Consider the following 12,484-nt stretch of genomic DNA (forward strand, 5'->3'; position numbering starts at 1 on the left):
TGAGATGGCAACGATCCAGTACCGATTGGCGGCCGGGCATCGGCAGGGGCCTTGCCTCCCTGCTAGAATGTGACCCATTACCATCTACCGTACGCGAGCAGCCCCCCATGAGTACTTCTGAATCCGGGAAGACACGCCCCCGCCTGATCTGGACCACCACCCTGATGTTCAGCCTCACTGCCCTGGGGGCGGTCACCCTGGTCCCCTGGTACGGGCTGACCCACGGCTACAGCGCCAGTGCCTGGGTGGCCTTCGCCCTGTTCATGGTCTTTGCCAGCATGTCCATCACGGCGGGATACCACAGGCTCTGGGCGCATCGCACCTACGAGGCCCATCGGTCAGTGCGCCTGTTCATGGCGTTGTGGGGCGCGGCGGCCCTGCAGAACAGCATCCTGGTATGGGCGTCCGGACACCGCACCCATCACCGCCATGTGGACGACAACGATCGCGATCCCTATTCGGCAGGACGGGGCTTCTGGTTCTCCCACATCGGCTGGATGCTTCGGGATCATCCCAGCGGACAGGAGAACTTCAGCAACGCCCCGGACCTGCTGCGCGATCCCATCGTCATGTGGCAGCACCGCTGGTACGTGCCCATCGCCCTTGGTATGAACATCGTTCCGGCGGCGCTGCTGGGGCTCGTGTTTGGCAACGTGATCGAGATGCTGCTCCTGGCCGGTCTGTTGCGCTTGGTGCTGGGACATCATTTCACCTTTTTCATCAACTCCCTGGCCCACACCTGGGGACGGCGGCCATATACCGACGAGAACAGTGCCCGTGACAACGATGTCCTTGCCGTGCTGACCTTCGGAGAGGGCTACCACAACTTTCACCATAAGTTTCAGTACGACTATCGCAACGGCGTGCGCTGGTGGCAGTACGACCCGACCAAGTGGCTGATCGCGACCCTGAGCTGGCTGGGGCTCGCCGAGAACCTGAAGCGCGCCAGCAATTTCCAGATCCAGCAGGCCATGATCGCGATGCAGTTCCGCAAGGCGCGCGAGAAGCTGGCCCGGGCCGGTGGAAACGTGGAGAAGTGGAAAGCGCTGCTGGAACATGAGTACCAGCATTTCCTGTCGGTCCTCGAACAATGGAAGGCGCTCAAGAGCAGCCTGTACGCGGAGACGCGCCGCCATCTGGCCTACCACTGGGAACATGCCCTGGTGCGTACCCGGATCCGCGAGTTCGAATACCGGCTCAAGATGCAGCGCAAGCGGCTGGCCCTGCTGACGCTGCAGTTGTCCTGACGGATCGGGGTTGCGGCGCCGTGTCCTTCGCCGCGCAGACACATGGCCACTCGGGCTAGGGAGCACCGACGGTGAATACGGGTTTCCGGCCGCATGACACGGGTGAGGCAATCGAGGCGCCGGCGGCGCCTTTCGAGGGTCTGACACCCGATCGTATCCTCAATGTGCTGGAATCCGCCGGCCTCGCTTGTGACGGCCGATTGCTTGCACTCAACAGTTACGAGAATCGTGTCTACCAGGTCGGGCTGGAAGACGCGCCGCCGTGCGTGGTGAAGTTCTATCGGCCGGGGCGCTGGAGTGATGCCGCCATCCTCGAGGAACATCGCCTGGTGATGCAGCTGGCGGCGCGGGAGATTCCCGCGGTCCCGCCCGTGGATTTCCCCGGTCGTGGCACGCTCCTGACTGAAGGCAGGGAGCGCTTCTCTGTGTTCCCGCGTCGCGGAGGGCATGCGCCGGAACTCGATGACCCGCAGACGCTGACGAGACTCGGCAGCTACATCGGCCGGATTCACGCCGTCGGTGCCGTGGAGGACTATCGCCACAGGCCGGTCATCGATCTGGACACCTTCGGTGTGCAGGCACGCAACTACCTGCTGGATTACCGGATCGTGCCCGCCGAACTGGAGCCGGTGTATCGCGGCGTGGTGGACCAGGCCCTGGAGTCCGTCGCCCTGTGTTACCGTCGGGCCGGTCAGGTTCAGGGATTGCGTCTGCACGGGGACTGCCACGTCGGCAACATCCTCTGGACCGATGAAGGCGCGCATTTCGTCGATTTCGACGACAGCCGCATGGGCCCGGCCGTGCAGGACCTGTGGATGCTGCTGTCGGGCGATCCGGAGAGCATGGCGCTGCAGTGGGCCGCGATCCGCGAGGGCTATGAGGCATTCCGTGATTTCGAGCCACGGGAGCTGCACCTGGTCGAGGCCCTGCGCACCCTGCGCCTGATCCATTACTCGGCCTGGATCGCGCGCCGCTGGCACGATCCTGCATTTCCTCCGGCCTTTCCGTTCTTCGACAGTCCGCGCTACTGGGAAGACCGGGTACTGGAACTGCGCGAACAGATCGCGGCCATGGCGGAGCCGCCGTTGCTTTGAGCGGTTTTGCCACGAACGACAGGAGCAAAGGCAAAGGCATTACTCTCGCGAAGCCGCGAAGCACGCGAAGAAGAACGAAGATCATTGGACTTAAAGAAACGATCGCCAACATGCGGTGCATGAGTCTGGCCACTGGTGTCAGGGTTGGCAGTGTTCACGCCGACCTACCCGTTTCTTGAATTTCTTGGCGTGCTTCGCGGCTTTGCGAGAGATATTTTTCTTGTGCCGTTCCACTGCCCGTGCTTCGTGATTAAGCTAAGGATCTTGCACATACAACCCACCCGGAGGAGAAACAGCCCATGACCCATGCGATACGAGTCCATGAAACCGGTGGTCCGGAGGTGATGCGCTGGGAGTCCATTGAGGTGGGAGACCCCGGCCCGGGCGAGGTGCGTCTGCGCCAGACGGCGGTGGGGCTCAATTTCATCGACGTCTATTTCCGTACCGGCCTCTACCCGTTTCCGTCGCTGCCCGGGACGCCGGGCATGGAGGCGGCCGGGGTCGTGGAGGCCGTGGGGGAGGGCGTGACCACGCTGGCGGAAGGAGACCGGGTGGCCTATGCCACGCCGCCGCCGGGCGCCTACGCCGAGGCTCGCATCATGGCCGCCGAGCGGCTGGTGAAGCTGCCCGACAACATCGAGGAAAGGACCGCCGCCGCCATGATGCTTCGGGGCATGACGGCCCATTATCTCCTTCGGCGCATCCACCGCGTGGAGGCCGGTGACCGGATCCTCATCCACGCGGCAGCCGGCGGGGTGGGGCTGATCGTCTGCCAATGGGCGAAGCACCTGGGGGCGACCGTCATCGGCACCGTCGGCAGTGACGAGAAGGCGGAGATCGCCCGGGCGCATGGCTGCGACCATCCGATCGTCTACACCCGGGAGGACTTCGCTGCCCGGGTGCGCGAGATTACCGGTGGCGAGGGCGTGGCGGCCGTCTACGACTCGGTGGGCAAGGAGACCTTCATGGGTTCACTGGACTGCCTGCGTCCCAGGGGCATGATGGTCACCTTCGGCAATGCCTCGGGCCCCGTGCCGCCGTTCGAGCCGATCCTGCTGGCAAAGAAGGGATCGCTGTTCCTGACGCGCCCGACGCTGTTCCATTACACCTCCACCCCCGAGGATCTGGCCTGGGCCTCAGGCGACCTGTTCGAGGTGGTCGGCAGCGGCGCCGTGCGCATCGAGATCAACCAGACCTACGCCCTCAAAGACGCCGCACAGGCGCACAAGGATCTGGAGGGAAGAAAGACGACGGGCTCGTCGGTTCTGCTGCCCTGAGGGCAGCAGCACCGAAGGCTGAAGGATGAAGGTTGAAGGATGAATGGTTTCGTTCAACCTTCATCCTTCATCCTTCAACCTTTTCTTCACATAACCCCTTCGTTGCTCAGACAGCCCCGGAAAGCGGCGACCGACCCGTCGCCCTGCCGGTCCCAGCAGGTGACGATGCGATCGAAGCAGGCGTCGCGTTGGGCAGGATTGCCATTGGCGTTGCGACGGCATTGCAGGGCGGCTTCCTCGGACAGGGTGTCCACGGTGTGGTATGTGGCAGTCATGGGCCCTTCCTGGAGAATCCAGGGGATGGCGCGGTCGGCTCCCCGCAGGGAAAAGCGGGTCTTCTGCAGTTCACCGTCACCATCACGAAACTCGACCTCAAGGTTGCCGCCTGCGCGCATCTCGTCGAGCAGGCTGGGCGGCTCACCGCCGGCACTCTTTTCCCAGACCGGCCATTCCACGCGGTTGGCAAGCTCCGGCTCATGGCCGTTACGGGCGCTGGCAGGGATGCGAAGATCTCCGATCCGGTGTTCGCCCTTGTCCGCCACGCTCAGGCGCAGGGCGTGCCCCGCATGGGCCGCGGCGCCGGTGCGTTCGTTGAGGATCAGCACCCCTTCAATGGGCCCGTTGCCCTGCTGACCGAAGGCCAGCAGATGCCCTTCCTGGTTCCGGGTGTAGGCCGCGATCAGAACTTTACTGGAGTCGGGGTCCGCCTGGGACATGACGGTCCAGTGGCCGAACGGTATGGTTTCGGCCGCGTGAAGGGGTGCGGCCATAGCGAGCGCAAGCAGTGCGAGCAGATACTTCATCAGAAACCTCCCTTGGGTCGGCACTGAATCCTCTACAGTATAGATGAGATGTCGCCGAGACCGGTGACAGCCGCCCGACAATCGGCATTCAAGCCGGGATACGCGGGGCTGGAACCCACCCCGTGGCGCGACAGGACGCACGCGATCCGTTGTACCTTTCGAACGAGACGCCAGGAATTGGTTCATTATTGACCGCACACCGGTCGATACACATGAGCTATGGACGAAATCGATCACGGACCTTTGCGTTATTGCCCCGCCGACGACGGCGTCAGGCTGGCCTATCGCGCACAGCCGGGCCACGGAGCGGATGCCCCGGCCCTGGTGTTGGTGCACGGGCTTGCCAGCAACAGCACCCGGTTCAGCGAGTTTGCCGCCACCACCCGCTTGAGGGGCCGATGGACCCTGTTGCGCCCGGACCTGCGGGGACATGGAGGTTCCATGCATCGCGGCAGCCTCACCCGCGAACGGTGGTGTGCGGATCTTGTCGCCATCCTGGATGCCGAGGGACTGAAACGGGCGGTCTTCCTCGGGCACAGCTTGGGCGCCCAGGTGGTCATGGAACTCGCGGTGGCACACCCGGGCCGGGTTCAGGGCCTCATACTCATCGACCCGGTCTTCCCGGAGGCGCTGGGCGGCGTGATGGGGCGGGTGCGGCGGTTTGCCTTTCTGAACCGTATCGCCATTGTGGTGACCCGGGCCCTGGAGACTCTGGGGGTCGGCCGGAGGCAGTTTCCATACCGGGACCTGCACGCGCTGGACGTTCGCACCCGCGCCGCGCTGCGGGATAACCCTGCCGATGACATCTCCCGGCTGTACATGAAGCCCCGGGCGGACCTGCGTTTCCTGCCCCTGACGAACTACCTGCAGGACCTTCGGGAGGTGGTGCGTCCCGTTCCCGATCCCGCCCGCATCGGCACCCCGGTGCTCGTGCTTCGCTCGGGCGGAGCCACGGTCAGCGACCAGGATCGGATGCGCGACTGGATCGCCCGCTTTCCCCATGGGCAACAGGTGACCATCGACGCGGACCACTGGCTGCTGACCGAACATCCCCGGGCGGCCCGGGAGGCCATAGATGACTGGTGCGAGTCCCTCGTGAGGGAGAGGCGGGAATGATCCGATTCAAGAGATCCGGTTGGGTGCCGATACAGGCGTAACACATCGGCGGGTGATGCACAGTCGCTTGCGCGGGTGGCTCCAAAAAAACCGATAATCGGAGACGCTGGTCCCATGAAACTCAGGCTCACTGTCCGTACGAAACTCATTGCAACCGTGTTGCTGCCGGTCCTCGTCCTGCTGGCGCTGGCCTTCGTGTCCGTGCGCATGATGAGCAACATCGAGGCGGGCGTCGAAACCATCTACGAGGACAGGGTGGTGCCCCTGCAGCAGCTCAAGACCATCGCGGATGCCTACGCGGTGTTTGTGATCGATGCGGTGAACAAGGCCAACGAGGGGATGATGAGCGCTGAAGAGGCCCTGCAGGGCGTGCGCGAGGCCCGCAGGGAGATCCGGTTGCAGTGGGAATCCTACCTGTCCACGGAGCTGACGCAGGAAGAGTCGCGGTTGGTGGATGAGGCACGCACGCTGTTCCGGCCCGCCAATGCGGACCTCGATCGGCTGGAAGCTGCACTGTCCGGCCTGTCCGGCAACGTCCGGGGGCAGCTCGGTGACTTCAACGGTCCCCTGTACGACAGCATCGATCCCATCAGTTCCAAGATCACCGAGCTGGTGGATCTGCAGCTCAGGGTGGCCGGAGAGGAGCGGGCGCTGGCAGGTGCTATGTATCAGCGTTCGGTACGGCTGTTCAGCGGTGTCACGCTGATCGTGGTGCTGCTGGTCGCGCTGGCCGGCTGGTACACGTATCGGTCCGTGGCCGTGCCCATCGGCCGCATGCGAGAGACCATGATGCAGATGGCTGCTGATCATGACCTGTCCAGACGGGTCACGGTCAGCAACGATGACGAGATCGGTGCGAGCGCACACGCCCTGAACAGCATGCTGGACCAGTTCTCCACCACGCTTTCGGAATTGCGGGGCATGACCGAGCAACTGGCCTCCGCCGCAGAACAGCTGTCCGCGGTCAGCACCCAGAACAACACCAACCTGGACAACCAGCGTTCCCAGACCGAGCAGGTCGCGACGGCTATGAACGAGATGACGGCCACCGTACAGGAAGTGGCACGCAGCGCGGGCGACGCTGCGCAGTCCAGCCAGGAAGCGGATTCACAATCGCGCACCGGTGGCGACGTGGTGGCCTCGGTGGTGCGCTCCATCGGTCAGCTCTCCGGGGAAGTCAGCCGGGTCGCCGAGTCCGTGCAGGCCCTCGATCAGCAGAGCCAGCAGATCGGTTCGGTGCTCGACGTGATCCGGGGCATCGCCGAACAGACCAACCTGCTGGCACTGAACGCCGCCATCGAGGCCGCCAGGGCCGGTGAGCAGGGCAGGGGATTTGCCGTGGTGGCGGACGAGGTGCGTACACTGGCTTCGCGCACCCAGGCTTCGACGGCTGACATTCAGGCCATGATCGAAGCGCTGCAGGACGGCACGCGTGGCGCGGTGGCCGCCATGAACCAGGGGCGTGAGATGGCGGAATCCACGGCCGCGGACGCCCAGCGGGCAGGAGAGGCCCTGGAGAGTATCGTGGACGCGGTGGCCCGCATTCGCGACATGACCAGCCAGATTGCCAGCGCCGCGGAACAGCAGAACGCCGTAGCCGAGGAGATCAACCGCAACGTCACCACCATCAACGAGATCACCGGCGAGAGCGTTGCCGGTGCCAACCAGACCGCCGGCACAAGCCAGGAACTGGCCGGCATCGCGTCCCGCGCCAGGGAACTCGTGGCGGTATTCCGGCTGGCCTGATCACTCCCCGGCAGTGGCTTCGCGCAGGGAGTGCGCGGAGCGGCCGAAATGCACGTGTCCGATGCCCGGCAGCTTGATGCCGGGCGGGCGCGTCTCCAGGCCCAGCACCAGTCCCAGTAGGTTCACCTCGATGCCCTCCTCGGGTGCGGCCAGCACGCCGAGCAGCCCGTTGAGGGAAAGCTGCAAACCGGTCCCGCTCGGTGCCGCGCCGATCCCCGCGGGTCCCAGGTAATCCTTGCCCACCGCGATGGCCGGCAGGCGTGCCCGCAGCTCCGGCACCTGGCGCGTGATCCATGCGGTAAAGGTGTTGCTGTTGGGTCCGGGCCAGGCACGGTAGTGATCGGCCCAGGGATACTCGGGAACGAGTGCCTCAATGCGGGCGATGGCCTGTTCCGCCTGCGGTCCGCGCAGCTCGGCCAGCACGTAGGGGGTATTGCCGAACCAGTTGGCGTCCGGCACGCCGGGCCCCGAGCGCAGCCCGCTCCAGCGGGTTACCTGATGCAGGGTATAGGTGTCCGCGCCGGCTGGTTTGAGTGCGATCCAGGTATGTGCGGCGAATACGCCGCGCCAGTCAAACGCACGGGCCCCGTATACCTGTACCACCGCCTCGGGAGTCATGGCGGGGTCGGGTGCGAGGCCGGCACTGGAGCGATCGGCATGACGCCAGGAGCCCCCCAGGGGCACCTGATCGGACAGTGCCATGATGGCAGGTCCCGTGAGCAGCAGGACCAGCAGAAGCAGGGTCCCGGCGAACCATTTCAATGCGGATTTCATGGGTTTCAGATGCTTATAATCATTTTAAGAAGATACCCTATCTTACGGGATATAAATAAAAAAGATCTCTTGTATGCATTGACGTGGGGCGATCCATGAAGTTATGGACCCCGGGAGGGTCGAAGCGGTTCTCGCCGGGCGTCGTCCTCAGCAGAAATCCCGGGACGGCGTCATCAGCCGCCCCAGCCAGCCGCTGCGATCCACCAGCCGGCGGGCCACCAGATGCATCACGCCCTCCACCCGCTGCAATTCGCCGCGAATCTCCAGCAATCGTCCCTGGATCACCTCCCGGCGATAGCGTTGCACCAGTGTCGGCCAGACGATGGCGTTTACGGTGCCGGTCTCGTCTTCCAGGGTGAGGAACACGGTACCCCGGGCGGAGGCCGGGTGCTGGCGGGTGATGACCAGGCCGATGTGGCGCACGTGCCGGCCGTGGGGATGTGCCAGCAGATCCTGCGCGGTGACGCCGCCCGCACGGCGCAGCCGGGTGCGCAGCAGGGCCAGGGGATGTTCGCCCAGGGTCAGGCCGGTGGCGCGGTAATCGGCCACGCAGTCCTCGCCGGGCGCGGGGGCCGTCAGCAGCGGATCGGCCTCCACCGGATCGGCGTCGGCGAGCAGGGGCAGGGGGGACTCCACGCCCAGGGCCGCCCAGCGGGCCCGGTGGCGATGCCCGGTAAGCGTCTTCAGGGCACCGGCCTCCGCCAGAGCATCCAGTTGCCGGGTGTCCAGCGTCGCACGCCGGGCCAGATCATCCACGCTTCGGAAGGGGCGTTCTTGCCGGGCGGCGACAATGCGCTGTGCCGGCGCCTCGCCCAGGCCCTGGACCAGGCGCAGACCGAGACGCAGGGCGGGGGACCTTTGGGTTTTCTGCCACGCCTGGCCCCCTCCCCGGCCCTCCACGGGGGAGGGCCGGGGAGGGGGCCGCGGCAGGTGAATTGACCACCAGCGTGCAGTCCCGGTCGCTCTCGCACACATCCACCGGCAGCACGGTCACCCCGTGACGCTGCGCATCCTGCACCAGTTGCGAGGGACCGTAGAATCCCATGGGCTGGCTGTTGAGCAACGCGGCGGTGAAGGCGGCCGGTTCGTGGCGCTTGAGCCAGGCGGAGACGTAGGCAATGAGCGCAAAGCTGGCGGAATGGGACTCCGGGAAGCCGTATTCGCCGAAGCCCAGGATCTGCTGGTAGATCTGCTCGGCGAAAGTCTCCGGATAGCCCCGCTCGGCCATGCCCCGGAGCAGCCGTTCCCGGAAAAGATGCAGGGTGCCCTTGCGCCGCCAGGCGCCAATGGCCCGGCGCAGGCCGTCCGCCTCACCGGCGGAAAAGCCCGCTGCCACCATGGCCAGCTTGATCACCTGTTCCTGGAAGATGGGTATGCCCAGGGTGCGTTCCAGGACGCCACGCACGGCCTCGCTGGGATATTCCACCGGTTCCAGCCCCTGCCGGCGGCGCAGATAGGGATGCACCATCTGCCCCTGGATGGGGCCCGGGCGCACGATGGCGATCTCGATGACCAGGTCGTAAAAACAGCGGGGCTTGAGACGCGGCAGCATGCTCATCTGCGCCCGGGACTCGATCTGGAACACGCCCACCGTGTCGCCCCGGGCGATCATTTCGTAGGTGGCCGGATCCTCGGCGGGCACCGTGGCCATGTCCAGAGACATACCCCGGTAGCTGCGAATGAGATTGAAGGCCCGCCGCACAGCGGAGAGCATGCCGAGCGCCAGCACGTCGATCTTGAGCAGACCGAGGGCATCCAGGTCGTCCTTGTCCCACTGGATCACGGTGCGCTCGGCCATGGCGGCGTTCTCGATGGGCACCAGCTTCGAAAGCACGTCCCGGGCGATGACGAAGCCGCCCACGTGCTGGGACAGGTGCCGGGGGAAACCCACCAGTTGCTCCACCAGTGCCACCAGGCGCCTCAGCACCGGGCTGTCCGGATCCAGGCCCGCCTCGCGGATGCGCTCGGCGGCCATGCTTAGCCCGCATTTCTCACCACCGTTCGTAGCGAGGGCGTCGAGGTGCCGCTGTGGGGGGGTGCACGCAGTGGAAGACGGCGCAGGCGTAGCCGACACTACGTCAAGCCGGCTGGAGCGAGTACGCCCCCCCACAGCGCGCAGATCGGCGGCCGCAGTAGAAGGGTGGTGAGATATGCGGGCTATTTCCCACCAGGCGAGGTTTCCCGAGAGCCTCGTCACCTGATCCACAGACAGCCCCAGGGCCTTGCCCACGTCGCGGATGGCGCTGCGTCGGCGGTAGGTGATGAGTGTCGCGGCCAGTGCGGCCCGGTGGCGGCCGTATTTTTCATAGATGTACTGCATCACCTCCTCACGCCGCTCGTGTTCGAAATCCACGTCGATGTCCGGCGGCTCGTTGCGTTCCTTCGAGACGAAGCGCTCGAACAGCATCTCCGAGCGGGCGGGATCCACGGCGGTGATGCCGAGGCAATAGCACACGGCGGAATTGGCGGCGGAACCGCGGCCCTGGCAGAGGATCCCCCGGCCGCGGGCGAAGCGCACGATGTCGTACACAGTCAGGAAGTAAGGGGCGTAGTCCATCTCGCCGATGATGGCCAGTTCATGGGCCACCAGCTCCCGGATCTTCTGCGGCGCGCCGTTCGGCCAGCGCGCGGCCATGCCCTCGCGGGTGAGGCGTTCCAGATATGCCGTGGCCGACTCCCCGGGCGGCACGTCGTCCACCGGGTAGGTGTAGCGCAGTTCGTCCAGGGAAAACCGGCAGCGTCCTGCGACGGCCGCGGACTCGGCCATCCACTCGGGCCGGTACAGCCGCGCCAGGTCCTCCCGGGGGCGCAGGTGCCGCTCGCCGTTGGCGAACAGCCGCGACCCCGCCTCGCAAAGCGGCACCCGATGGCGGATGGCAGTGAGCACGTCCTGCAGGGCGCGGCGCTCGCGCAGGTGCATGTGCACCTCGCCGCTGGCGACAAGCGGCAGGCCGGTGCGGGCCGAGAGGGACTCCAGTTCGGTTCTGCGGGCGGCATCCGTGCCGTCACGATGCAGGCTGATGGCGATCCATGTGCGATCCGGGAAGACGGCCTTCAGAAAGGATGAAGGAGGAAGGATGAAGGATGAATGGCGGGGAGGGGACCACAGGGCCAGCAGGCCGGTTGCGTGGCGGGTCAGGTTGTCGCGGGTCAGGTGATATCGGCCCTTGGCGGCGTTGCGGCGACCCGCGGTGATCAGTTGCGAGAGGTTCTCGTAGCCCTCGAGGTTTTCCGCCAGCAGCACCAGATGCAGCGCATCCTCGGCGCATCCTTCCGGCACCCGTAGGTTGGGGTGAGCGCAGCGAACCCCAACAGGCCCATGCGGGGTCTGCCGCGAATGTTGGGGTTCGCTGCGCTCACCCCAACCTACGGTGGACAGGCGCACCTCGGTGCCGATGATCAGGTGCAGGCCGTGTTCCTTCGCCGCCTGGTGGGCGCGCACTGCGCCGGCCAGCGAGCACTCGTCGGTAATCGCCAGCGCCCGGTAGCCCAGCCCGGCGGCCCGTACCACCAGCTCCTCCGGGTGCGACGCCCCACGCAGGAAGCTGAAACTGGAGATACAGTGAAGCTCGGCGTAGTCGGGAGGCATGGCGGCGGGATGGACTCGAATACTGTTCTTATATACAGTATACGTACGGTGCCGCAACCACCAAGGTTCTTGTGTAACCACGAACCACACGACAGGATTCAAAACATCATTTCTCTCGCGAAGCCGCGAAGCACGCAAAGGAAATCCAAGAAATCTTTTTTGAAATGATCCTTCGGGGGTTCTTGGCGTGCTTCGCGGCTTTGCGAGAGTCATAAAACGTGGAACCATCCTGGCCCCCGTCAGATCGTTCTTGCAGGACCGTTGGTAGTGAAGCACCGCATTTCAGAAACCGTCACGTGCCTCGTGGTAAAAGAACTCCGGCGACAGACTTAGCCTCAAGAGAGAAGATCGATATGCAGATATGGGTGGATGCGGATGCCTGTCCGAAGGTGATCAGGGAGATCCTGTTCCGGGCGGCCGAGCGGGTGAAGGTGCCGGTGATCCTGGTGGCCAACAGCGCCATGCAGGCACCCCGCTCCCGATGGGTGCGCACCCTGCAGGTCTCCGCCGGTTTCGATGTGGCGGACAACGAGATCGTTCGCCGGCTGGAAGCGGGTGACCTGGTCATCACCGCGGACATCCCGCTGGCCTGGGAAGTGCTGGAGAAGGGCGGCCATGCGCTCAACCCCCGGGGGGAACGCTACACGCGGGACACCATCCGTGAGCGGCTGGGCATGCGTGACTTCATGGAAACCCTGCGGGCCAGCGGCGTGAATACGGGCGGCCCCGCCACCCTCAGCCAGAAGGACCGACAGGCGTTCGCCAATCAACTGGACCGGTTCCTGACTGCGGCGGGACGCTGATGGCCCCCGATAAACGCGTGCCAATATATAGAAGC

General features: G+C 65.2%; 10 protein-coding genes. 6 read left to right on the top strand and 4 right to left on the bottom strand.

Translation table 11 applies throughout. The features are described 5' to 3' along the window. Positions 1–107: 107 nt before the first annotated feature. The 3 genes from B1C78_RS10780 (at position 108) to B1C78_RS10790 (ending at position 3,618) form a co-directional block, all read left to right on the top strand. Positions 108–1,247, top strand: coding sequence for an acyl-CoA desaturase (locus B1C78_RS10780; RefSeq protein WP_077279172.1), 1,140 nt, complete (start codon positions 108–110; stop codon positions 1,245–1,247). A 71-nt stretch (positions 1,248–1,318) separates the two neighbouring features. Then, entirely contained in the window at positions 1,319–2,341 is a 1,023-nt protein-coding gene (locus B1C78_RS10785; protein WP_077279173.1) for a serine/threonine protein kinase, read from the top strand. A 299-nt stretch (positions 2,342–2,640) separates the two neighbouring features. Then, a complete protein-coding gene (locus B1C78_RS10790) occupies positions 2,641–3,618 on the top strand; it encodes a quinone oxidoreductase family protein (protein WP_077279174.1) in 978 nt (325 codons plus the stop codon). A gap of 86 nt (positions 3,619–3,704) precedes the next feature. On the opposite strand, the gene B1C78_RS10795 is transcribed toward B1C78_RS10790, so the two are convergent. Beyond that, positions 3,705–4,421 carry a hypothetical protein gene (locus tag B1C78_RS10795; RefSeq protein WP_077279175.1) on the bottom strand — a complete coding sequence of 239 codons (717 nt, stop codon included), beginning with the start codon at positions 4,419–4,421 and terminating at the stop codon, positions 3,705–3,707. Between the two features lie 219 nt (positions 4,422–4,640). Between B1C78_RS10795 and B1C78_RS10800 the strand changes: the two genes are divergently transcribed. Both B1C78_RS10800 and B1C78_RS10805 read left to right on the top strand, forming a co-directional pair. Beyond that, complete coding sequence (locus B1C78_RS10800; protein ID WP_077279176.1) at positions 4,641–5,537, top strand: alpha/beta fold hydrolase; 897 nt, start codon at positions 4,641–4,643, stop codon at positions 5,535–5,537. 114 nt (positions 5,538–5,651) lie between these two features. Continuing rightward, positions 5,652–7,283 carry a methyl-accepting chemotaxis protein gene (locus B1C78_RS10805; protein WP_077279177.1) on the top strand — a complete coding sequence of 544 codons (1,632 nt, stop codon included), beginning with the start codon at positions 5,652–5,654 and terminating at the stop codon, positions 7,281–7,283. Here B1C78_RS10805 and B1C78_RS10810 read toward each other — a convergent pair whose 3' ends face one another. The 3 genes from B1C78_RS10810 to dnaE form a co-directional block, all read right to left on the bottom strand. Beyond that, a complete protein-coding gene (locus B1C78_RS10810; RefSeq protein WP_077279178.1) occupies positions 7,284–8,057 on the bottom strand; it encodes a DUF3750 domain-containing protein in 774 nt (257 codons plus the stop codon). A 147-nt stretch (positions 8,058–8,204) separates the two neighbouring features. Next, entirely contained in the window at positions 8,205–8,903 is a 699-nt protein-coding gene (locus B1C78_RS18005) for a helix-hairpin-helix domain-containing protein (RefSeq protein WP_342745162.1), read from the bottom strand. Beyond that, on the bottom strand, positions 8,806–11,646 hold the full coding sequence (gene dnaE, locus B1C78_RS10820) for a DNA polymerase III subunit alpha (RefSeq protein ID WP_077279180.1): 2,841 nt from the start codon (positions 11,644–11,646) through the stop codon (positions 8,806–8,808). The genes B1C78_RS18005 and dnaE overlap by 98 nt, the downstream gene beginning before the upstream one ends. 353 nt (positions 11,647–11,999) lie before the next feature. Between dnaE and B1C78_RS10825 the strand changes: the two genes are divergently transcribed. Then, on the top strand, positions 12,000–12,449 hold the full coding sequence (locus B1C78_RS10825; RefSeq protein ID WP_077279181.1) for a YaiI/YqxD family protein: 450 nt from the start codon (positions 12,000–12,002) through the stop codon (positions 12,447–12,449). Positions 12,450–12,484: the final 35 nt, after the last annotated feature.

Source organism: Thioalkalivibrio denitrificans (assembly GCF_002000365.1).
GTDB classification, from domain to species: Bacteria; Pseudomonadota; Gammaproteobacteria; order Ectothiorhodospirales; family Ectothiorhodospiraceae; genus Thioalkalivibrio_A; species Thioalkalivibrio_A denitrificans.

What these genes read in the sequence shown, in the direction of transcription:
- B1C78_RS10800 (WP_077279176.1), top strand. Translation starts at nt 4,641, where the DNA reads ATGGACGAAATCGATCACGGACCTTTGCGTTATTGCCCCGCCGACGAC.
- B1C78_RS10825 (WP_077279181.1), top strand. Translation starts at nt 12,000, where the DNA reads ATGCAGATATGGGTGGATGCGGATGCCTGTCCGAAGGTGATCAGGGAG.
- B1C78_RS10805 (WP_077279177.1), top strand. Translation starts at nt 5,652, where the DNA reads ATGAAACTCAGGCTCACTGTCCGTACGAAACTCATTGCAACCGTGTTG.
- dnaE (WP_077279180.1), bottom strand. Translation starts at nt 11,646, where the DNA reads ATGCCTCCCGACTACGCCGAGCTTCACTGTATCTCCAGTTTCAGCTTC.
- B1C78_RS10810 (WP_077279178.1), bottom strand. Translation starts at nt 8,057, where the DNA reads ATGAAATCCGCATTGAAATGGTTCGCCGGGACCCTGCTTCTGCTGGTC.
- B1C78_RS10780 (WP_077279172.1), top strand. Translation starts at nt 108, where the DNA reads ATGAGTACTTCTGAATCCGGGAAGACACGCCCCCGCCTGATCTGGACC.
- B1C78_RS10790 (WP_077279174.1), top strand. Translation starts at nt 2,641, where the DNA reads ATGACCCATGCGATACGAGTCCATGAAACCGGTGGTCCGGAGGTGATG.
- B1C78_RS10795 (WP_077279175.1), bottom strand. Translation starts at nt 4,421, where the DNA reads ATGAAGTATCTGCTCGCACTGCTTGCGCTCGCTATGGCCGCACCCCTT.